The sequence below is a fragment of the Enterococcus sp. AZ095a genome (assembly GCF_050546735.1).
GTDB classification, from domain to species: Bacteria; Bacillota; Bacilli; order Lactobacillales; family Enterococcaceae; genus Enterococcus_D; species Enterococcus_D entomosocium.
Genome location: NZ_CP172953.1, coordinates 2,253,059 through 2,274,185 on the forward strand (window position 1 = coordinate 2,253,059; position 21,127 = coordinate 2,274,185).

Sequence of the window (21,127 nt, forward strand, 5' to 3'; positions counted from 1 at the left end):
TCCTTTCAATAATCGAGTTTGTTGATATAGTCAAACATTCGTGTAACGGTTAAATATGCTTCATCATCAGACCACATGTTTCGATCCAAAAAACTTCTGAGGATCGTTACCTCCCCCGATTGCGCCTGACTTTCAAAGTCGCGGACGCGATAATTGACGCCTAATTGTTGCAGTTGATTTTCTAGTTCCACCTGGTCATCCATATAGTAAGGTACGAGAACGACCGTTCCTTCAAGACGACGGTTATGAGCCCCTGTTGCTAAAAAAGTCGGGTCAAATAATGCCAAATCTGGCAGTATTTCCATGACAAAGGTCGACTCTCTATCCACAGCTAAATGAAAGGGTTCAACGCCTGTATGACCCAAGATCAGCTGGGCACCATTTTTTAAGGTGATTTGATTCCAATACGCTGGATCTTCATAATAAGAATCAAAAACCGCGGAACTGCCGGCTTCTGCTAATGCCAATCTACGAGCAGTTTTCGGCGCATCGATAAATGAAAGCCCGTGAACCTCCATTATGGTATTGCTGCCATCCAATGTGATTCTTGACGGGTCATGGGGCACTGTGAATTGATTTTGATTCTGAAAATACGAGAAATCATCGATCGTTCCACCACTAGGCATCATCGTATTCGTCAGCATAAAATCACCATAAACAGTAATCCTTCGTTCCGTATCTTCGGTACTATGCACGATCGAGCCTTCCGTGACTGGTCCCGCATAAAAATTGCTGCTCGTCAGAACCATCGACGGCTTCATAAACGTCAAACTACCATCTGCCGCAGGGTTCTGTTTCGTGGCTTCTCGATGATAAAAATTAAAATAATTGGTATTTAATTCGCCTAACCCAGTGCCCGCATCCGGTGAATTTACGGAAACATTCAGATGGCCTTCAGCAAAGAGAACCCCTTCTTGCTCAACTCTCGAAGCCGAACTATTGGTGTTGTTGATCCATACGTTTCCAGCAAGGATATCCGTATATGCTTGTGAGAGGACCAAGCGACTGCCAGCTCGACTGCCCAAATCGATATACATTCCTAAACCGGCTTGCAAGAAGATGTCTTTGATCACGTTCAACCCGTTACTAGGCTGTCCGCCATCATTCTGGATCGCAAGCAGACTTTTTGCCGAAAATTGCCCGCTTCCCTGTCCTTCCATCTGGACCCCATGATTAAAGAAAAAGGAACCATCGAAATGCAGCCAATTAAGAATCGGCTTTGTTCGAAAATCTAAAAATCTGCCGTCTTGAAAATCTTGCAGGACATTGTTGGCAAACCCGAATTGCAAGAAGTCATCCGATTCAAAAGCGAGATAATCAAACGATGGACGTACGCGTTGAAAATCGGCGACTTCAAACAATTTTCGAACCCAAGTATCGGCGGATACAGCTTGCCCTGCTGTAGAGGGTAAGTAATAGGGATAAAAAATGTTTCGCCAAATATCCAGCTGTGTTTGTCTTTGTTCGAGGTCTTCTTCTTCAAGCTGCATTTCATAGATATATTCGGCAGAAGCTGTATGTACTCGCGGTTGCCCTTCAGCCAATTGCGTCTGATCCGTGACTTGCGATTGAATTCGAATAATGATTTGAAGATTGGTTTTATCTGGCAGCATCGAGGCGGATTGGATCCATCCTTGCTCCCCACCAGATTTGGTCATTACATAAGGGGCGATCTCATTATATTCATAGTCAACGACAGAGGAGGTAAAAGAAAATTTATCATCGATGGTCTCATTCACATCGACTTCGTCCAGCACAAATCTCAATTCGTTATCTAGATGGTCTTGCCAGTCATTATTATTAGAATAGAAGCCGCCATTCTGCATGGTTCGAGTGATGAAATCATCTATTCTCAGTTTTAGCTCCTGAGAAGCGAGTTGAAAGGAATATTCGTGTACATCTTCCACTCGACGGAAGCTATCTATCGTTCGAATTTGTGAATTGACATTTCGAGCAACAAGGAAGACCAAGCCAATCATCAAAGAGGAAAGAATGATCGCCGCAAGGGCATAAATCAGCGCAAAACCAGCTTCATTTTGTCTACCATCTTCCATTCCCGGGTACCCCCCCTCTTGCTTTCTCATTGTCACGATAATTGATCGTAAATTCTCGTTTATAGATAATCTGCTTGTGGTAATCAGTGACCAGATCCTCCATCTGCCACCAGCCAGTCAAATCATCATAATAATCCGCAAAGTTGATCGTTTCCGTGTAAAATAAAACGAAAAACTTGGTCTGGATACTGAACGTATCGCGATAATTTGGCGTATAGTGATGGGTCAACGTCGCTTCATTCTCATTTTTTTGTTGAATGATCTTTAACTTAATCGTAGGATCTTTCGTATCATAGACTCTGGCACGAATATTGTTGGTATCTGTGATATCCGTCACAACCATTCGAGGACTGCCCTCTTCCGTAATCGTTGCCCCTAAGGTTCCTTCGGGCATTGTTTTGACAATATGTTCCTCGTGGAAAAGAAGACTATCATATTTTCCTAAATACCCCGCATGTTCATAGATACCATCAATTTTGGCGATTTGGTCTGCTTGCGCCAAGATTTCATTCGCTATCCCTTGAAAGGCAGCAATTCGACCTTGACGAACAGAGGCTTGGACGATCAAAAAGAGTGTCCCAGAAAAGAGTGCAATGATGATGCCGAATATGACCATCGCCCCTAACAATTCGACAAGCGTGATTCCTTGCTCATCCTGTAATCGATGCTTCATCTGCGCCCCTCCTTTGCAACTCCGCAAGAACAGCCAGCCCTTTCAATAGTCTACTACCCAATGCAGATACGTTTCTGTCAAAAATGCGCCCGTTTGTTTATCGAAGACCTGAATAATAAGTCCGAGCCCGAGCTGACGACGGTCGTAACTGTCTTCTCGCAGTCCATGACTGGGGTCTTCGCGAATGGAGACCTTGACCAAATAGTTGGTGGTTTCTTCATTCTCCGACAAGTACGTTCCCATATAGAGGCGATTTTCTTCCGAATTTACCAAGGGCTGCGGCAAATGAGCGCCAGAATGATCGTATACCACCTTGCGAATAAATCGGCCCCGATTGAGATCATCTACAGCAATCGGGATTTCTTCATACATCGGTTGCCCTTGCGCATTGTATTGAATCCCTGAATTATCGAGGACCAAATGGTGTCGGCGAACTTCTGAGGGATCATCTGGATCGACCATCATCCAAGAAGGTCTAGCCGTAAAGATCCCGATATTCAAATCCGCCAAGTCTTGAGTCTGTGCCCGGTATATTAGCCATTCCTTGACATCATCTCGTGCTGCGATGGCTTCTTCCATTCGGGTATTGTAGCTAAGGATCAGGTTGTTTTGGATGATCAGCATGGCGATCATGACCATTGCGATCCCGAGAATGACGATCGCTCCAAGGATCTCAACCAGGCTGAACCCCGATTCATCAAGTACACTATGTGCATGTCTGCCGTTTTTCAGTTTTATCACCTGCTTTTTGCCTAGCCTCCGATCAAGGAGAATCCTTTTCTTCTAGCTGGTTGATACTTGTATCTGGGTCAAGAAAAGATAATTTGCTAAGGGTAAACCCCCAGTGAATCAGTTTATTGAAATCAGGGTAGTCAGCTAATGGAATACTTTTTTTGGCTTTGCGTGTGATGCGGATTCGTTCCCTGATATAATGATACCTTTCTTCTTCAACCAGTCGCTGAATCTCGGCGATCCCTTTTTCAACATCAGGATCTTCGACATTCGCTTGCATGTATTGTTGATAGAAATAATCCAAATACTTCCCGTATTGAAGAAAATAACGGTATTCAATTTCTTCAATGACCATTTTCACGTGAATCTCTCCTTGACTTATTTTCTAGCAACTTATTGAAGTGAGTGCAAATGCCGATAGATGATCGCAGTGGCACTCTCTGGCCGATCATTGTCTAACTGAAAGACCTCCTTTAATGATTGTCGATCAGAAGCCTGAATGACTTCGACTTTCGGTAAAAGTTCGTAGGCAAGATGGCTATCGTCTGCGACACTTGTATCGATCATCACTTGTTCGATCAGTGAACGGGTGACGCCATAACCGTCTTCACTTTGATAGGATCGGTCCAAAGGGAAACTATAATAAAACCAGCCATCATCGGGATTATAGATCCAAGTATTTCGATCAATCTGACGGTAATCGCTCAAAGAACCGAATTCGATCATAATGGCTTCTGAATCGATCTGGGCGGGACTTTCAGAGACAAAGCTGCTTAGCGTTTTCACCGTTTGGGTCGGATACAAGCCAGCAGCATCGGGAAACGCACTGATCATCTCTGGCAAGTGAAAGGCACTGCCTAACCCAGATTCTGTCGTCGTGTAATCAAATGACGACTGGTCAATCGTTCCCTGTTCTCCGAGATACGTGAATCCCGTAGGTTTCTCACTGGTGGAAAAGGGGCTGGCTAGCTGCGACTCCGCCCAGTTTCGAACAAAATAACGATACCCTTCAAGATAATAACTATAGGTCAAGTTGGCTGCTTCAAAGGTCCACTCAGCAACCGGATCAGCAGGATTGAGCAGCAGCAGTTCCCCACTCATTTTCTGCATGACCGGTTGTTGGTTTCGTCGAAAGGAATAGCTGAAGTGAGCTTCGACAAGGACCGGTTCTTGCCAGAGATCTGGTGGACCATCGATCAAGTCTGATGACGGTAGCTCCTCCATTTCTTCATTGCCTTCGGTGCGATCGTAGAAGTTCTCAGGATTTTCCTGTTCTTCAGCGTCTAGTTCCCCCAATAACTCCTGCATCTCTTCACTATCGAAGGCATCCAAGGGAGGCGTGGGTGCCAACTCTTCGATCGTCTCATCGCTGATCCAAACCATCACTTGACCATCAAGAGCATTTCCAATGAGTTCTGGGATCTGCTGGGTCACGTTCTGATACCCCCTTGCTAAAATTTCGTTTTCATCAAAGCGAGACAGTACTGGTAATAAGTCTGGCGCATCAGTCGCATCTGCCGCCTGCTCAAAAGCTGCTTCCTCACTGTCTGGCGCGATATAGCGCAGCACTTCTTCAAAACTTGCTCGGACAAAGACTGGCACTTCACTAGCGTTCATTACCCGAACGGATCGTTGGATCGTCGTCCCTGTAAGGGTCATTCGTTCCTGCCATTCTTCCAAAATCTCGATTTTTTCGAACACTTCATTTTCATCCGCTAATCGACGAATATGAATAGACTGATTATTCTGCCAAATCAAGATGCTAAGCAACAAAAGAAAGAAAAGCAGACCCGCGATACTATTTCTTAACACAATTTTTTTTTGCACCCTTGTTTCCTCTTTTCTCAAGTAATGACGGCTCTCAAGTAAAGAGATAAATGCCTAATAGAATGAATAAGGCGATCAATGATACACAGAAGATGATGGATAATATCAAGTTTTGATCAATAAAACGAAACACATCTGCTACATGGTTGATACTCATTGAGACTTCTCCAACGAAACGGTCTGCTTCGATGGCTTCTTCCCCAAATGCCTGTCCATCACCAATGACGGATAAATGATAGCCCTGCTCTTCGTCAGCCTCGATCGATAGTACTCGGCGAGCAATATAGCCGGTTCCTGAGCCATTTGTAAAGACCGCGAGCCCGTTTGGCTGTACTTGAGTGAAGGCTTGTTCTCTTAAAATGATCAAATCTTGTGTGCGTAATGCGGAGCTGTCAAGATTCGCCATCCCATTATCTGATAAACGCACCACCCGATGATTAAAAACTGTCATTTCGTTTTGATCAGTCACATATAAGCCGATAAACGTAAATAGGACAGTCATGCTACAAACCAAGAAAATCAGATAGATGATTTTCAGTACGAGATTGCCAGATTTCTTTTTGGCTGTTGGTTTCTTCGTCGCGGCTTTGCCTTTTTGCGGGGGACGTCGTTTCTGGGAAACTTCCGCTGGTTTTTTGCCGTGCTTGTGGGTCCCTTTTGATTTGGCATTAGGATGACTTGATTTTTTGATTTTCCCCTGCTCGTTGTGCTGACTTGGACGTGCTTGCTGCGGTGGACGCTTTTTCTTTTTGCGTGGTGCTTCACTGGTCGTACTGGCAGCTGCTCTTTCTTTTTGCTTGCTAGGATGCTGCTTTTCGGTCGGTAATTTGGGGCGATTCGCTGTGCCAGCCGCTTTTTTTCGTTTCTTTTTCACTGGCGCCTGTCCTGTCGGTTCTTTTTGGGTCGGCTTTTTTGGTCGTTTCTTGCCACTAGAAGGGCTGGCTTGCTTTCCTTGCGCCTGAAACTTTTCGATTCGGGGATTTCTCGGTGTATCCTCTGATTGGTCTCGTTTTTTTTCACGTTTGGCAGGCTGTGGCGGACGTTTTTTTCTTCTAGGTGCTTGCGACTGATTACTCATTGGCATCTACCTCGCTGCCCGCTCGTTCCATCCCTCTTAATTGGTTTGCATAAGTATTGGCATTGGCATTTTCCTGCAAGCGATCCTTGACGGTCCGAATGGACGCTGGCAAATTCCCTGAGCCTCGACGATTTGCCGCGCTTCTTTGCAAGTCTTCAAACAACGAACGGGTCGTCTCCGCTTCTTCCTTGCGGGCTGCTTCGATTGCTTGTGCACGTGTGCGTTCAATCTCTTCCAAAATCTCTTCGGTCGGCTCATTATCATAAATGGTTAGATCATAGGCCTCAATCAACGCATTCAGCTTTTGGTCATAATGGATGTCCGTAGCATAGCGCCCTGTCAACCACGCAGTTGCTTCCCGATAAGTTGGGGCATTTTCTTTCCAAACGGGGGCATAAAAGCGCGGGTTGCCTGTGATGCCTCCTCTTAGTAAGCGAGCGTAATCTTCGATGGATTCACGGTAACTTGGGTATTTACGGAAATTGGAAGAGATCGTATACCACGCACCACTTCCATCATCTTCTTGCGTATTGAAGGTCACTTTTTGCCCACGAAAGCTGCCCTTGATGCCAAAGAGATTGTGGTTTGGCGGACTGGATAAGGCACTATTTCCTGAGCCAGTCTCCAAGATGGCTTGTGCGATCATCACTGAAGCATAAAGATCATTGTTATAGGCAACATCCTGCGCGTCAGAACCAATCTCATTGATGAATTGTTGTGTCGTTAGATTACGAGAAACCGAAAATTGAAAGTTGCTTTCCCGCTCTTCTTCATCGATCGGCGATTCGGGTTCTTCAGTGATTGGATCGGGCTCTTTTTCTTTGTCCTGATTGGTTTGATTCCCATTTGATTGGTTGTTTCCGCTATTGTTGCTGCTGTTGGTATCGTTGGTTTCTTGCTCATTCGTTTCAGGTCCAGCAGGCTGATTCGGCTGTTGATCGCCTTCTGAAGGATCTGGCGTCGACGGAACGTCTTCGGCCTCTTGATTTTCTGTTTCATCCGTGCCGCTCTCCATTTCTTCCTCGTCTGTCTGTCCCTCGTCTGCCGGTCGTTCCACATCATTTACGACTTGGACTTCCGTTCCTTTTTCGCCCTGCTCCGCTTCTTCTGGAAGGGTTTCTTTTGTTTGTTCTGGAGGAGTATCAAGTTGCTCCGTTATCCTGTCAGCTCCTTCGTAAGAGACCGGTCGGAGGGCATCCGTTATCGATTGCCCACGACTTTCTCGTTGTGCATCGATGGTTTCCATATAAGTAGATGGTTCTACACCTAAGATCGATCGAACCATGGCTTCAGAAATCGTTTGATTATTGATGATTCCGATAAATGCTCCGATCGCTAACAGACTTTTTACGTTTCTTCTGGGCTTTTTCATCTTCTTGATCCTCCTCCTTGGGGCTGTTCTTGCTGGTGCCTTTTTTTGGTCGTTCATGGTCTTTGCTTTCATTTTTCTCAAGCTGCACAAGCAGCAATTGATAATGAAAGGCATTGTTCCGCAAATACATCGTAAAACCTAGCAAAAGAGCGAGTAAAAACAAGTGACTGATAGTGACATATTCTCGAAAGGCAGAGAGATAAAAATAGGCGGTCAGCTGCAAAAATACCGCTAATGGGATCAAAGAAGCAATAAAGTAGATGCGGTATAAGAATAAGAATCGTTGTTTTTGCTTTTGGGTTCTCATAGACTGCTCCTAACGTCTGTATTGCCTTCGATCAATGCTTTTTTTTCTAATAGATAGCTTTCGCTTTGGAGAAGATCAAAGTAAGCGGCTTTTCGTAAAAGATTGTCATAGTCCATCTTCATAATGCGTGCGTAAGGTTTTCTAAACCATGGTCGCTCATACAATTTGACTCGTGATTCAATCACGCTGCATTCATAAAAAACTAAACTGATATCTTTAGCAGATAGGTTGTTGTCGACCACTTGCTGCACTTGCCCTCTCTCATAGGTCAATTCTTTTTCGTTCAACGTCATTTTTTCGATCTTTTGTACGAGATTGTCATTGATGCGCCAAACCTGTTCGAGGTATTTGGCTTTTTGAAAAAGATAGGTATATTCTCGTAAGCTGATTTTCAATTGCGTATGCCAGTTCTCGTCTTCTTCATCGGTCAAGCTGTTTAAATAGTGGATACTATTTTTGATCAAAGAGGCTTCTAAGTTTTCGATGTAGATCTCAAGCTTTTGATTGGCCAAGCGCAAGCGCTCTTTGCTTGCTCGTTCTCGTTTCGCCTCTTCCTCCAACGCTAATTCATTGGCGTTGACTTTGGACAATTGCTTGGCTTTTTTTGACTGTTTTTTTTTGCTGCTTTTTTTTCGAACTTTCTTTTTGAACTTTGGTGGCTCATCCGCACTGACCTTTTGGAACTCGAGCGTGTCTTCCAGTTCTTTTTTCATTGCATTGGTTTTGCCCTGACGTTTTTCTTCATGGACTTGCGCTTTCGGGCGACTCACAAACGTGACATTTTGTTCGTCGATCACGCTTTGTACGATTTTTACCAGTTGCTCTTTAAAGTCGTTCGCATCACTTACACCAGCGGGGGCTTGCTGCTGCAAGCTAGCATGCAACTGCATCGTAAAGGGAAACTCTTCTTCTGTGTATGCGATTGGTACAAACTCCAAAAACAAATTGCTTTTCTCATCGGACACATGATTGATGCCGATTTGCGTCCACACAAACTGAGGAAATTGCTGTTCCAATGGAATGCGTAATTTTGAGTAATCGATTTTTTTCCGTAAGATCTCCATCTCGATATGATGGGTGAAGGCTTCGATGGAATAAAATTGCTCAAAGTAATGCGTCACTTGTTTGCGAATCGACGATTTGAGCGGCCACTTTTTTTGATAGAGGTTGTCACAGGCAGTGATTACTGATGGAAGTGCCTCTTGTTTGTAAAATAATTCCTCAAGATTTGGACTCAAGGTTGGATAGATGGCAATTTTTAAAATATCATTCGTCACATTCGTCCCAATAACCAACATGCTCATAAGAAATCAAGTCGTAGTTGTTGCCTGTGATTTCTTATACAGCATATATGGTCCTAGTGGGTTTCCCTCCTTTGTCGTGTCGCTCTCGGAAATTATTTAGCAGACCTTTTCGTCTATTCCGACTCATAACCTTCTTTTTAGTCTGGCAGATTCAACACTTTGCTATGCTGGATCAACTGCTCAAACAACCCTTTCGATTCATGATGAAACGTCGTAAGTCGTTCTTGGTATTGCTTGATCTCTTGACGGATTTTCATCACCTCCATCGATGCTTCTGAAATGATCTTGTGGGCTTCATTTTCCGCCATCTGACGTCTTCTGTCGGCTTCCAGTTCTGCTTCAGCAGCGGTTTCCCGTGCTTTTTCTTTTGCTTCGATCAAAATCGTCGCCAGCTCGTCCTTCATTTGTTCGACCTTTGCCAGCTCACGTTCCAAGTCACGCTGTAAGACATTCTTATCTGCCAATTGTTCGACTCTTGAACGTTCGAGATCCCGATATTTCGCTTCCGCTTCTTGCAAGCGCAAGTTCAACTGTTGATTTTCATTTTCAAGCGAAGTGATCCGGCGCATGCTTTCGACTTCTTTTAATTTGTAGTTTTCGATTATCGCCGCTTTTTCTTCTAAATGAATCGCTTTTTCTTCAAAAGCTTGGACTTGTTTGCTTTTCTCTTCTAATTCTTTTAGCAGTTCATCTTCTCTTTGACGCAATTGTTCGAGCTCTTCTTCTACTTCGATCAATTCGTCTTCTTGACTCGTCAACTGCTCAATTTCTTGCTCATAATTGGTTTTGAGGGCTTCTTGTTGACGTTCTGCTTCTTTTAACTGCTGCTGTAACTCGTTGTAGCGCATTTGCAGCTGCTTGTTTTCATAAATGATACTTTCTTGTTGCGTCGCTTGCGAAGCCATCCGATTGATGGATTCTTGTTTGTTTTCCAATTGCTTGGTCAAATGTTCGACTGTCTTGGTCAGTTGTGAAACGGTATTTTCTAATGCCAGCAGCTCTTCTTGGGCATCATCGTCATACTCGTCTTCCTCGTATTCTTCATCCTCGTACTCATCGTCCTCGTACTCGTCGTCATCATATTCTTCATCGTCATACTCATCGTCATCATATTCTTCATCATCGTACTCGTCTTCGTCGTACTCTTCTTCATCATATTCCTCGTCGTAGACATGAACGCCTTCGTAAGTTTCTTCATCTTTCTTTTTGCGAAATAATGCCATGTTACCCCTCCTGATTCCTCACTCATCGATGATTTGATTCGTTGAACAATTTAATGTGTCTACAAATTGGTCTGCTTGTTCGTCTGCTTTCGTGAAAAGTTGCACTTTGGTTGTTCTAACCTCGGTCTTTTTTTCAAACGAGCTGACGTTTCTGCTGTGACCTTTTGAGCAGTGATGTCCGCTTGCTTCTTGTCCCCCTTCGCTTAAAAAAAGAAAGCAAAGACCACCACATCCCTTGATTTCCACGACCTCCATTTATTTTGGAAGATAGAAATCAAGTAAATGAATCGGCCTGTTTCTCAATAAAATAGCCATTAAACGAAAAGACGGCTTCCGTTCGCAGAACATCTGTTGTCTATTTGATAGTATCAAAGCAATAACAGATTGAAAAATCAGATATTTCTTCACTTGATGAAATATTTGTCAGAGGAAACCATTCATCTCAACGATATTGTTAAAAATTGAGCAAAATATCTTCGTGTTAAGGAAACGAATGGTCTTCTTTAAACGATCTTTATCTTAAATCAACAATCACGCCTTCCTAACCGCCGATCAATCCCCTCAAAAAAAATCAGCGACCTTATAAGCCAAGGTCGCTGATCGATTCTTTACCTATTATATAGTTTTGCTGCTCAGTCATCTTTCATCCATTGGAAGCGATCCCTTTTCTCTCAGTTTGAAAGCCGGTTCCTGTCTACCGATCCGCAACTGTAAGTTTTTTCTCCCTAATGGGCTGCTCTTCTCTTGCCTTCAAAAAAAGAAAGAACCGTTTCTTGAAAATCAGTTTTCTTTAAACGAACAACTTTTTATGCATGTATAATGTCGCCATCCGATAATCATAATGGATCATCGAAAAGGCTAATAGCTCCCCATTTCTCAGATAGCTGTCGTCTCGTACGATCAGTGCGGGCATGCCTTCTTCTAGATGAAAAAACGCAGCTTGTTCCTGTGATAGCGGTTTGCTTTGGATGAACTTGTCGATAAAGGCGACTGTCAGTTGTTTTTCTTCTGCCAAAGCTTGGAACATTGACCCCTCCATCATCGTTTCGGAGATCTCCCCTACGATTTCAGGTATATAATAGGAACGCTCAATCAAATACGGTTTGTCATCTAGCGTGCGAAACCGTTGGACTTCGATAAAGTGCTGATCTTTCGCAAATTGTTTTTGACTTGGTAGAAACAACGCCTCTGATACCTTGACCAGTCGCTTTGAGGCTTTGACCGTTCGAATGTTTTTCTCGCCTCGGGTCAAGTCTTCATTGAAGCCAAGATCTCCTTGTTCAATGGTCGGTTTTTGGTTGTTATGAAAACGAATATAAGAGCCGCGGCCTTGCATCTGGTAGATCCAGCCCATCTTGCTCAACTTATTGAGGGCTTGGCGTAACGTATAACGAGAAACTGGATAAATTGCCAAAAGCTCTCGTTCACTAGGCATCTTCCCCTGCTCATTTCCAATGTCACCGGCTTCGATCTTTCTGATCAATTCTGCTGCTAAGTCTTCAATACTGAGTTTCGTCATCTGCCTACTCCTTTCCTTGCGATTCTCTACTACTATTATCGTCTTTGGCGTAAAAAAAGCCAGCTATTTTTCATAGCCGGCTTATCAAAAAAACGGATAGATTATGCCTTCGTTGCGTTTGCTTGTTCGTCCTTGTATAATTTGCCATCATACATTTTGATGAATGGGAACCAAATCAAGAAAGCAACGACTGCACAGATGATTGCTAAGACAAAGGCACGCCAGTCACCACCTGAACCAATAAAGCCGGATAAGCCAATTGGGGTTGGCCACGCTACTTGGGCAATCGGTGGGTTAACAAAGCCTAAGTTGATGCCAAAATAAGCAACGGACATTGAAACCATCGGTGCTAAGAAGAATGGGATCGCTGTGTACGGGTTGTATACCACTGGCATCCCGAACAAAATCGGTTCATTGATATTGAAGAAGGATGGCACGATCGCTGCTTTTCCTAAAGCACTTAACTGTGCTGATTTTGCAAAGAAGGCGATGAAAATCACCATTCCTAACGTTGCTCCTGAACCACCGATCGTTACGAAACTATTGTTAAACTCACCCGCAAAGGCAATGTTGGCACCATTTTGGTTTTCCACCATATTCGACAATACGATTGGCGTCAAGAATGAGGTCACGATCGTTGCCCCATGAATACCCACGATCCAGAGCGCATGCATGAAGAAGTAGATAACAAGTAGTCCGACCCAGGTACTGGTCAATTGCGTCACGAAACTAAAAGGAATCGCAATGACTTTGAAAATATCTGTGCCCATTGCGACTAATGCACCATTGATGACGATTACAGCTAATGAAGTCAGTGCCGTTGGGATCAATGCTGTAAAAGAGGAAGATACTCCTGTTGGCACTGTGTCAGGCATTTTGATGACAATATTGCGTTTCACACAGAATGCGTAGATTTTTACGGCAATAATCGCCATGATGATCGCTGTAAAGATCCCAGTTGTTCCTAAACGAGTCACCCCGCCAGCCATTTCCCAACCATCGATGATTTTTTGGTCATCAGAAATGACATTGACTAATGTTGCCATACCGCCTTCAAAAACTAATTGTGGCAAGCACATAAAGAACGCCATCATTGAAAGCAACGCGCCATTGACTGGGCTAAGAACGATTTTTTCTTCTTGTGCTTGGATTTTGGTGTACTCGTAACCAAACACGACACAGAAGTAAAGTGCTAAAATCCCCATCGTTGCGGTATTACCTAACATGTAAAGATTTTGGATCTTATCGAATGAAGCACTCCAAATGCCCTCTAATGCAGGGAAGCTTTGTGGCAAAACGCTGACGATCAAGAACATTGATCCTACAATAGTGAAAGGAATCGACGCCATCCCGGCTGCCATGACCCCACGAACGATCCGTAATTGTGAGATTTTCCCCATTGGACCCATTAAGTAGCGGTCCAAGAAGGCAAACATTTTGTTATTTTCTGAATCCATTGACTGTTCCTCCTTGAGTTTCAAATGTAGTCAAATACGTGAAATATTTGTCGCGGTCATGCTCGATCAACCACGCTTTACGCTGGATGAACAGGCACGCGATCATGCCGACAGTAAACAAGGCAAGTAAGATGCCTCTACCCGATTGATTCATAAAAGGAATCAATGTTGCTTGCTGCCCGATCAAAATAAATAGAATTGCAATCAGATTGACACCGAATTGGAGCCAATATCCGATTTTTGTCACCAGTAAACGATTCGATTGCTGCCAATATTTTTGAGTTTGTTCAATAAGTATAAGTCCATCAACGATCAATAAGGCAATGGGAATCAAACCAGCCCATGTCCATTGAGACAGACTCAATAGGGTCCAATAAAGATTGACAAAGAAAAAGATCGCAGTCATATAACGAAAAAGTAAAAAACGATTAAACCGCATACTTTTGTTTGCATATTCTTTCTTGGCTGCTTGGGTTACCGGTTTCCTTTTGGTCACAAGTCCTCCTCCTTTCTTTTTGCTTTCGCTCAACAACTTGTTCGAACAAGTTATATTCTAGCAGAATTCTTGTTGAATGCAACCGATTTCTTTTTGAAAGTTTTCTCTGAAAATAATCTGCTTTTTCATTTGTTATTTCTGAAAAGTTAAGCTGATCTCAAGGAACCGTGCAGGATAATACTGGAATGTTCCTGATGTTTGGCTTTTGTTCGAGCAGAAAAAAAGTTGTTTTTAGCGTTACTTTTTGCAAAAAATGTTTGTTTCTGAAGGCTTTATCCCCCATGCAAGGCAACAGGTTTGTCAACTTACTAACTTTACAGTACACTCTAAGTGACAAAATAGTTGATTTCAAACATGCGTTATTTTTATTAATCGACATTGCCTGTACTCGTTCCTTAAAACGAAAGGAGATCTCCCAATGGATGTATTAGAAACTTACTTAACCAGCATTGAAGATCCAGTAAAACAAGAAAAACTGCGTGCCTTATTTGCCGCTATTACCAAGAAATTTCCTGACCTCGTTCCAGTCATTAAATGGAATCAGCCGATGTTCACCGCACATGAAACCTTTATTATCGGTTTCAGCGTTTCAAAACCGCACTTTTCTGTCTCTCCAGAAACCAAGTGTCTTGAACAGTTTATCGATGCCATTGAAAAAGCTGGCTACAGCCATACGGATAACATTTTTCGCATCAAGTGGACTGAGCCGATCGATCAAGCATTGATTGAAGACATGATCGCTTTCAACCTGAAAGACAAAGCGGAGATGACCCGCTTTTGGCGCTGAGCCAATTGAGACTTCGTAAAAGAATAGCAACCAAAAAATCCGCAGAAGCCTGTTCGCTTCTGCGGATTTTCTGACTATTATAAGCCCAATTCTGGTGCCGGATCAAAGAATCCTGACCATAAGCTTGTTGACATCCCTAAATGTAGATGGACGCCAGTTGAATTTCCAGTCGTTCCCATACCGCCTACATATTGTCTAGCTGAGACGCTTTGTCCGACCGAGACAGCTGGCAGTGTACTAAAGTGCATGTAGTAGCTGTAAATGCCATTGGCATGTTTGATGATCACATAGTTACCAGTTGACGGACCATAGCCCGCTTCGACAACTTCGCCTGCTTGAATCGCATAGATCGGTGTTCCTGTCCCCCCGGTAAAGTCGATGCCATTATGTTGATTTCCTGATGCCCCTGTTGGATCTGTTCGATACCCAAAACGACTCGAAATATGAACCGAATCGACTGGCATTTGCCATCCACCTGTGCTTGCTTGTTCTTTTGGCTCAGTTGCTTGCTGCACAGGTGCAGGAGTAGCTGCAGGTTTTTCTGACGACACCGATGTTTCTGACGACACTGCGGCTTCCGTCTTCGGCTGTGCTGCTGCCACTGCTGCTTGTTGAACGGCAGGATTTTCAGCAGTTTTAGCTGACTCGGCTTCTGCTGCTTGCTGGCGTTTTGCTGCTTCTTCTGCTTCTTTGCGCGCTTTTGCTTCTTGTGCTTCTTGCTCAGCCAGTTGCTTCAACGCTGCTTCTCGTTGCCGTTTTGCTTCTGCTTGGTCCGCTTCCAATCGGTCTTTTTTCTCTTCTTCGGTGTTCAATGCCAAGGCAAGGTCCGCTAGTTCAACTTCTTGATTCAATTTGACATCAGCTAATTCCGCTTGTTTTCCTTGCAATGCGTTTGACTGCTCTTCGATCACAACCAATTGTTCCTGCAACTCTTTTTCCAATTGCTGGCTCGTTGCGATATCTTCTTGCTGTTGTTCGACGATGCTATTGCTGGCATTCATGATCGTTACTGAAGCAATCGCCCGTTGAATGGCTTCTCCGATGGATTCAGCATCAACGATTTTTTGGAACAACCGATTGGAAGGTTCCGACGTTTGAATGTCACGCGCTTGATTCGCCAGTACCTCTGTGCGCTTGATGATTTTTTCTTCAAGGACTTGGATCTCTTGTGCCAAGGCATTGACTTCTTCTTCCGTCGTCGTTTTCTTTTGTAGGATTGCTTGGATTTCTCCTTCAATCGATTGAATCTCTGCCTCTGTGGATCGTTTCAGTAATTCTAATGAGGTAGATTCATTTTTTATGTCATTGATTTTTTCATTTTGCTGCTGGATCTTCTGATCAAAGCTGTCTGCGGATACCGTCACGACAGGCAGCGTCAGCAAAACAAGTGAACTTGCAACCAAAAGTGTCTTTTTCATTTTTTCTCCTTAACTAGATGTGTCTTATCGCTTTCTCTAGCATACCGAAAGATTTCATTCTTGGGGCTGTTTTCACACAAATAACATCTGGCTGCAAGAAATTGACATCTAGCTGAAACAAAATTGTTAGAATATTTCAACGAAAAAGATTGCTTTTCTTCGTCATTTAACCTTCGTTACTTATCAAGCGGTTCGTCTCCTGACCGATTGCCTACAAAAGTGCCGCTATTTGCAGCAATCAGTACTGGACCTATGCTATACTGAATAAAAACGGAGGTTCTCATGATACAACAAGTGACCCAATTTACTGATTCTGAATTAGAAACCATCGCCCAGATTTGGCTGCAAAGTAATTTGGATGCCCATGACTTTATTTCGGCTGCCCATTGGCAAGATAACTATGATTTTGTGAAAAAAGCCTTCTCTGATGCCCTTATTTACACCTATTCGGTGGATGATCAGCCCGTCGGCTTCATCGGGATGTTGGGTGATTATATCGCTGGTATTTTCGTTTTGAAAGACTATCGTGCCCACGGCATTGGCAAGCAGCTTTTACAAAAAGCACAAGCAGAACACGAGAAGCTGACTCTGAATGTCTACCAAAAAAATACAGCTGCTATTGCGTTTTATCTCAAAAACGGCTTTACCATCGTTTCTGAACAACTGGATTCTGATACCAATGAAATCGAAAACACCATGGAGTGGCATCGTTGATGCTGCTCTTTTTCCTATTTTTTTCTACCTGTTAGTTAACGAACCCTTTGGAAACTGTTTAATAAAAAAAAATTGACTGATCAAACATCATATTTCCCAGCAATACATATAGGACAAATATACAAAATTTGAATGAGCGACATTTTCCCCTTCGTGCAATCCCATCTTCCCTTGGATTGGCACTGTCAAATGGTATAAAGCAGTGGATACTATGGTCATTGATGCAATGAAAGTAAACAGCCTCCTCCTAAATTTTAGGAGGAGGCTGTTTAGGATTGAATCGAACTTATACAGAAGATTCTGCTGGATACTCCCGCAAGCGATACCCGACGCCGATTTCAGTGATCAAATATTCTGGCTGCAGCGTATTGGTTTCGATTTTTTTGCGAATGTTTGAGATATTGACTCGTAAGGTTTGTGCATCCGCTGCAAAAGGTCCCCAGACTTCACTGGTCAGCGTATCGTAAGTGACGACTTTGCCTAAATTCTTGAACATTACTGCCATGATACGGTATTCGTTTTTGGTCAAATGGATCTCATTTTGATTCTTGTACAGGATTTTCTTCTCAAAATCGATCGTTAACTCCTTGTTTACGAGAATCGGGCTGCTGCTAAAGGCAGCTGACTCCTTGTGCCGCAATGCCGTGCGGATACGGGCAAATAATTCATTGGTACTGAAGGGCTTTGTTACATAATCATCGGCACCGAGGTCTAACGCTTGCACTTTGTCTTGTTCATCTTTGCGGGCAGAGATCACGATGATCGGTGTGTTCATGCGCTTACGAATGATTTTTAACAGCTCCATGCCGTCAATGTCCGGTAAGCCCAGATCCAGCAAGATGAAGTCGATAGTTTCTTCCTGCAAGAGTATCAATGCCTCCATGCCCGTGCCAACTGACGTAAAGTTGTAGTGTTCTCTTTGCAAGACGACCTCCATAAAATCAACGATATTCGAATCATCTTCAATCAATAAAAAATGTCGCTGCATGCTCTTCCTCCTTACTGCTTTAAATAAATACGAAAGATGGTACTGCCAGCTTTCGTTTCGATCGCCAATTTGCCTTCATGGGCATGGATGATGGTTTTAACGATACTCAGTCCGATGCCTAGTCCATTTTTGGAATCCACCGGCACTTCGGTGTCATTAGTCAAATTCGCTTGGATTTTTTGGTATTGCCCTAGGGGGATCTCCCCTTGGTTCTCGATTTCAATGACCACTTCTTGCTCCTGAAAAACTCGCAAGAAAATCGGTGTATCGGCGGTTCCATGGCGTACGCCATTTTCAATCAAATTAAACAAGGCTTGTTCGATCAAGATTGGATCGACTTTGACAAAAATCAGCTGATCGGGCATCTTCACGATGATTTTTTGTTGCGGATAGACTTTTTTTAGGTGCGTTAAAACCGCTTCGATAATTTCTTCGATTGGTTCTTCACTGCGCTTGACCGCCATGTTAGTCAAATTGATGCGGGTCACCGACAGTAAGTTTTCGACCATGCGGATCAACCACTGGGATTCACTTTGGATATCTCCTAGCAGCTTTTGTTTCGTTTCCTTTTTGATCGCGCCTTCGGTTTCGCTCAATGTTTCGGCAATGCCAGAAATCGTCGTCAGTGGCGTCCGCAAGTCATGAGAAACCGCACGCAGTAGATTGCTGCGGACTTTTTCCCGTTCGTTTTCTAATTGGATCTGTTCTTTCTCACTCGCCAGAGAGACTTGCTCCAACACGGTAGCAATTTGGGTGATCACAAGGCGCAAGTAATTCAATTGACTATTGGCCAACTGATGCTCCTCGTTGCGTTCTACCCCAAGGGCGCCTAGTGGTTTGCCGTTTAAAACGATCGGCAAGTAAAATCCATTGGCACCAATCAGAGTATCTGTGCCGCGACCGGCTTCTTTTTGATTTTTCACGACCCAAAAAGCGACGGCTTTCTCATCCTTGCCAGTTAGTTGAGACAATGTTTCTCTTGAAGAATGCAGACTTCTCAAGTGACCTTCTCTGTCATATAACGCCACTTCTCGCTGGAGTAAGCGTGCCAAATAGGTGGTCGTACTTTCATAAATGTCTTGCTCATTCCGCGTTTCCATGTATTGTTTGTTCAACTCATACAATATCTCCATTTGATGCTCTTTTTCCTTGGCATTTTCTGCCTGGGTCTTCAATCGAACCATCAAATTACTGATCATTAAGGCAACGATCAGCATGATCACTAATGTGATTGGATAGCCTGCTTTATAGACCGTCAAGGAATACAAAGGTTCGACAAAGAACCAGTTGTAAGAAAGGACACTAATGATTGATGCCATGGCACTCCATAGATAGCCACTCGTGTAACGTGCCACTAAGAGAACAAAAAAGATATAAACCAGCATCAAATTCTGATCGCCGAAATGTAAGTACTGCATGCCTTCTGTCACTATGGTAGCGAGCATGATCAGCCCAAAGGTCAAGCTGAAATCTCGACCGCCGCCTTCAAATAATTGCGAAAACGTCAGCCGTGGTCGCTGCATTTTTTCTTTAAAAGGAATCAAATGGATCTCAATATCATCAAGGCGCCGAATCAAGCGGTCTTCCAAATCCTCGACAAACAATTTTTGGAACCACTTCTGAGAAACCTGTTTCCCCATGATAATGTCACTGGCACCCGTCATTTTGGCATACTCTACGATGGTCTCAAAACTGTCATCCGCTTCGATGTTGATGACTTCTGCTCCCAAACGCTCTGCCAATGGCACCTCGGTAGGTGTATCATCTAACGATCGAACTTGAATCACCGTCCATTCCGCCCCCACTCCTTGGGCTAAGCGGGCGGTCCAACGAATGCATTTCTCTGCCATTTTCGGCAAGCGATCATCAATAATCGTCAAAAGCTTGCTTTGGACTCGTTTTCGACCGCCGTTCATTTGATTGATATGATTGGAAGCTTTTTGGATCGCTAATCCACGTAAATGATCAAGTTTTTCTGGCGTAAAAAAGTTTTTTAGTGCCCGCTTGGCATTTTCATCGGCATAGATTTTGCCTTGTTCCAACCGATCAATCAGTTCGTCTGGTTCAACGTCCACCACTCGTAAGCTGGCGTGCTGGAAAAAGGTGTCGGGTACAGTTTCTCTGACTTCCACTTCCGTGACCTTTTCCACGATGTCATTCAGACTTTCGATATGCTGGACATTGATGGTCGTGTAGACGGTGATTCCTGCATGCAAAAGTTCATCAACATCTTGGTAACGTTTTTTGTTTCGCGCACCAATGGGATTGGTATGTGCTAACTCATCGATCAAGACGATATCTGGTTTTAGTTGGATCAGTCGATCGATATCCGGCTCATATAGGGTCAATTGCTTGTGCTGGTATTGCTTTAATGGTACTTGTGGTAACCCTTCAAGCAATCGATTGGTATCGGGACGTTTGTGGGGTTCGATATAGCCGATCACCACATTTTTGCCCATGAGCAAACACTCATGGGCTTCGGTTAACATCGTATAGGTTTTTCCGACACCGGCAGCAAAACCGAAAAATACCCGCAGCTTGCCACGTTTGGGGCCAAATCCGGCTTGCAGCAGCATCTCTTCTGGGATCGTCTGCTGGTTGTTTTCACTCATAGATGCTTCCCCCTATTCTTCGGGTAATTGATCGAGCTGCTGATTCAAGGTCATGATATTGACATATTCTCTCGTGGAGAACAGATCAGCTACTTTATTTCTGTTTATTATATCATGAATTGTTTGTTCATCGATGCCTCTTGTGTCAGCGATCCGCGGCAGTTGAAAAAGTGCCGCTTCGACACTGATATCAGGATCAACGCCACTACCCGAAGCGGTCACGAGATCGATCGGCACACTGGTTTGGGTTGGGTTTTCTGCCAGTAACGCCGCTGTCCGCTCAGCTACAGTCTTTTTTTGGGTCGGATCATAGGGCGACAATTGTGAAACGGTTTGATCACGTCCTTGGAAGTAACCCGCTTGGTCAAAGGGTTGTGCAAGCAGCTCAGACCCTTTAACCGCTCCGTCTTCCACGATCTGACTGCCGTTGGCTTGATGGGCAAAAAAGACTTGTCCGACACCGGTGACCAATAATGTATAGAGACCGCCAAATAGCACGGTACTAACTAGTAAAAATTTGATACTGGCAAAGAGGGTGTTCTTCATCATGTTTTCCTCCTAAATGA

General features: G+C 43.8%; 19 protein-coding genes. 2 read left to right on the forward strand and 17 right to left on the reverse strand.

Annotation, left to right across the window (positions count from 1 at the left end; genetic code table 11):
• Nucleotides 1-5 precede the first annotated feature (5 nt).
• The 13 genes from IGJ26_RS10460 to IGJ26_RS10520 form a co-directional block, all read right to left on the reverse strand.
• The gene (locus IGJ26_RS10460) at nt 6-2,054 is read right to left on the reverse strand and encodes a type II secretion system protein (RefSeq protein ID WP_430599598.1); all 2,049 of its coding nucleotides are present in this window, start codon (nt 2,052-2,054) and stop codon (nt 6-8) included.
• Nucleotides 2,041-2,727, reverse strand: a complete 687-nt coding sequence (locus IGJ26_RS10465) for a PulJ/GspJ family protein (protein ID WP_101699182.1) — start codon at nt 2,725-2,727, stop codon at nt 2,041-2,043. Before IGJ26_RS10465 ends, IGJ26_RS10460 begins: the two co-directional genes overlap by 14 nt.
• A 42-nt stretch (nt 2,728-2,769) precedes the next feature.
• Nucleotides 2,770-3,468 (reverse strand): type IV pilus modification PilV family protein, encoded by a 699-nt coding sequence (locus tag IGJ26_RS10470; protein WP_254908531.1) that lies wholly within the window; start codon nt 3,466-3,468, stop codon nt 2,770-2,772.
• Between the two features lie 22 nt (nt 3,469-3,490).
• Nucleotides 3,491-3,814, reverse strand: a complete 324-nt coding sequence (locus tag IGJ26_RS10475) for a hypothetical protein (protein ID WP_016610400.1) — start codon at nt 3,812-3,814, stop codon at nt 3,491-3,493.
• Nucleotides 3,815-3,852: 38 nt separating this feature from the next.
• Nucleotides 3,853-5,307: a hypothetical protein gene (locus IGJ26_RS10480; protein ID WP_422705856.1), complete on the reverse strand. Its 1,455-nt coding sequence runs from the start codon at nt 5,305-5,307 to the stop codon at nt 3,853-3,855.
• A 13-nt stretch (nt 5,308-5,320) separates the two neighbouring features.
• A complete protein-coding gene (locus IGJ26_RS10485) occupies nt 5,321-6,364 on the reverse strand; it encodes a hypothetical protein (RefSeq protein ID WP_008378699.1) in 1,044 nt (347 codons plus the stop codon).
• Nucleotides 6,357-7,736, reverse strand: a complete 1,380-nt coding sequence (locus IGJ26_RS10490; protein WP_034872257.1) for a glucosaminidase domain-containing protein — start codon at nt 7,734-7,736, stop codon at nt 6,357-6,359. Before IGJ26_RS10490 ends, IGJ26_RS10485 begins: the two co-directional genes overlap by 8 nt.
• Nucleotides 7,669-8,043 (reverse strand): hypothetical protein, encoded by a 375-nt coding sequence (locus IGJ26_RS10495; RefSeq protein WP_005235091.1) that lies wholly within the window; start codon nt 8,041-8,043, stop codon nt 7,669-7,671. Before IGJ26_RS10495 ends, IGJ26_RS10490 begins: the two co-directional genes overlap by 68 nt.
• Nucleotides 8,040-9,347 carry a hypothetical protein gene (locus IGJ26_RS10500; RefSeq protein ID WP_008378705.1) on the reverse strand — a complete coding sequence of 436 codons (1,308 nt, stop codon included), beginning with the start codon at nt 9,345-9,347 and terminating at the stop codon, nt 8,040-8,042. The genes IGJ26_RS10495 and IGJ26_RS10500 overlap by 4 nt, the downstream gene beginning before the upstream one ends.
• 137 nt (nt 9,348-9,484) lie before the next feature.
• Entirely contained in the window at nt 9,485-10,570 is a 1,086-nt protein-coding gene (locus IGJ26_RS10505; RefSeq protein ID WP_373192198.1) for a DivIVA domain-containing protein, read from the reverse strand.
• Nucleotides 10,571-11,360: 790 nt separating this feature from the next.
• On the reverse strand, nt 11,361-12,089 hold the full coding sequence (locus IGJ26_RS10510) for a GntR family transcriptional regulator (protein ID WP_008378710.1): 729 nt from the start codon (nt 12,087-12,089) through the stop codon (nt 11,361-11,363).
• Nucleotides 12,090-12,190: 101 nt separating this feature from the next.
• Entirely contained in the window at nt 12,191-13,546 is a 1,356-nt protein-coding gene (gene celB, locus IGJ26_RS10515) for a PTS cellobiose transporter subunit IIC (RefSeq protein WP_005235081.1), read from the reverse strand.
• Complete coding sequence (locus IGJ26_RS10520; RefSeq protein WP_034878497.1) at nt 13,530-14,042, reverse strand: hypothetical protein; 513 nt, start codon at nt 14,040-14,042, stop codon at nt 13,530-13,532. The genes celB and IGJ26_RS10520 overlap by 17 nt, the downstream gene beginning before the upstream one ends.
• Nucleotides 14,043-14,460: 418 nt before the next feature.
• On the opposite strand from IGJ26_RS10520, the gene IGJ26_RS10525 reads away from it, so the two are divergent.
• Nucleotides 14,461-14,829: an iron chaperone gene (locus tag IGJ26_RS10525; RefSeq protein ID WP_005235074.1), complete on the forward strand. Its 369-nt coding sequence runs from the start codon at nt 14,461-14,463 to the stop codon at nt 14,827-14,829.
• A gap of 77 nt (nt 14,830-14,906) precedes the next feature.
• On the opposite strand, the gene IGJ26_RS10530 is transcribed toward IGJ26_RS10525, so the two are convergent.
• Complete coding sequence (locus tag IGJ26_RS10530; RefSeq protein WP_086316332.1) at nt 14,907-16,247, reverse strand: peptidoglycan DD-metalloendopeptidase family protein; 1,341 nt, start codon at nt 16,245-16,247, stop codon at nt 14,907-14,909.
• Nucleotides 16,248-16,529: 282 nt separating this feature from the next.
• Between IGJ26_RS10530 and IGJ26_RS10535 the strand changes: the two genes are divergently transcribed.
• Nucleotides 16,530-16,961 carry a GNAT family N-acetyltransferase gene (locus IGJ26_RS10535; protein WP_016613476.1) on the forward strand — a complete coding sequence of 144 codons (432 nt, stop codon included), beginning with the start codon at nt 16,530-16,532 and terminating at the stop codon, nt 16,959-16,961.
• Between the two features lie 286 nt (nt 16,962-17,247).
• Here IGJ26_RS10535 and IGJ26_RS10540 read toward each other — a convergent pair whose 3' ends face one another.
• From IGJ26_RS10540 to IGJ26_RS10550, 3 genes are read right to left on the reverse strand one after another with little or no spacing between them, the layout of a single operon-like run.
• The gene (locus tag IGJ26_RS10540) at nt 17,248-17,949 is read right to left on the reverse strand and encodes a response regulator transcription factor (protein WP_194199544.1); all 702 of its coding nucleotides are present in this window, start codon (nt 17,947-17,949) and stop codon (nt 17,248-17,250) included.
• Nucleotides 17,950-17,960: 11 nt separating this feature from the next.
• Nucleotides 17,961-20,561, reverse strand: coding sequence for a sensor histidine kinase (locus tag IGJ26_RS10545; protein ID WP_194199543.1), 2,601 nt, complete (start codon nt 20,559-20,561; stop codon nt 17,961-17,963).
• Between the two features lie 12 nt (nt 20,562-20,573).
• Nucleotides 20,574-21,110 carry a potassium-transporting ATPase subunit C gene (locus IGJ26_RS10550; RefSeq protein WP_005235035.1) on the reverse strand — a complete coding sequence of 179 codons (537 nt, stop codon included), beginning with the start codon at nt 21,108-21,110 and terminating at the stop codon, nt 20,574-20,576.
• Nucleotides 21,111-21,127: the final 17 nt, after the last annotated feature.

What these genes read in the sequence shown, in the direction of transcription:
- IGJ26_RS10460 (WP_430599598.1), bottom strand. Translation starts at nt 2,054, where the DNA reads ATGGAAGATGGTAGACAAAATGAAGCTGGTTTTGCGCTGATTTATGCC.
- IGJ26_RS10465 (WP_101699182.1), bottom strand. Translation starts at nt 2,727, where the DNA reads ATGAAGCATCGATTACAGGATGAGCAAGGAATCACGCTTGTCGAATTG.
- IGJ26_RS10475 (WP_016610400.1), bottom strand. Translation starts at nt 3,814, where the DNA reads ATGGTCATTGAAGAAATTGAATACCGTTATTTTCTTCAATACGGGAAG.
- IGJ26_RS10485 (WP_008378699.1), bottom strand. Translation starts at nt 6,364, where the DNA reads ATGAGTAATCAGTCGCAAGCACCTAGAAGAAAAAAACGTCCGCCACAG.
- IGJ26_RS10490 (WP_034872257.1), bottom strand. Translation starts at nt 7,736, where the DNA reads ATGAAAAAGCCCAGAAGAAACGTAAAAAGTCTGTTAGCGATCGGAGCA.
- IGJ26_RS10495 (WP_005235091.1), bottom strand. Translation starts at nt 8,043, where the DNA reads ATGAGAACCCAAAAGCAAAAACAACGATTCTTATTCTTATACCGCATC.
- IGJ26_RS10500 (WP_008378705.1), bottom strand. Translation starts at nt 9,347, where the DNA reads ATGAGCATGTTGGTTATTGGGACGAATGTGACGAATGATATTTTAAAA.
- IGJ26_RS10505 (WP_373192198.1), bottom strand. Translation starts at nt 10,570, where the DNA reads ATGGCATTATTTCGCAAAAAGAAAGATGAAGAAACTTACGAAGGCGTT.
- IGJ26_RS10510 (WP_008378710.1), bottom strand. Translation starts at nt 12,089, where the DNA reads ATGACGAAACTCAGTATTGAAGACTTAGCAGCAGAATTGATCAGAAAG.
- celB (WP_005235081.1), bottom strand. Translation starts at nt 13,546, where the DNA reads ATGGATTCAGAAAATAACAAAATGTTTGCCTTCTTGGACCGCTACTTA.
- IGJ26_RS10525 (WP_005235074.1), top strand. Translation starts at nt 14,461, where the DNA reads ATGGATGTATTAGAAACTTACTTAACCAGCATTGAAGATCCAGTAAAA.
- IGJ26_RS10530 (WP_086316332.1), bottom strand. Translation starts at nt 16,247, where the DNA reads ATGAAAAAGACACTTTTGGTTGCAAGTTCACTTGTTTTGCTGACGCTG.
- IGJ26_RS10535 (WP_016613476.1), top strand. Translation starts at nt 16,530, where the DNA reads ATGATACAACAAGTGACCCAATTTACTGATTCTGAATTAGAAACCATC.
- IGJ26_RS10540 (WP_194199544.1), bottom strand. Translation starts at nt 17,949, where the DNA reads ATGCAGCGACATTTTTTATTGATTGAAGATGATTCGAATATCGTTGAT.
- IGJ26_RS10545 (WP_194199543.1), bottom strand. Translation starts at nt 20,561, where the DNA reads ATGAGTGAAAACAACCAGCAGACGATCCCAGAAGAGATGCTGCTGCAA.
- IGJ26_RS10550 (WP_005235035.1), bottom strand. Translation starts at nt 21,110, where the DNA reads ATGATGAAGAACACCCTCTTTGCCAGTATCAAATTTTTACTAGTTAGT.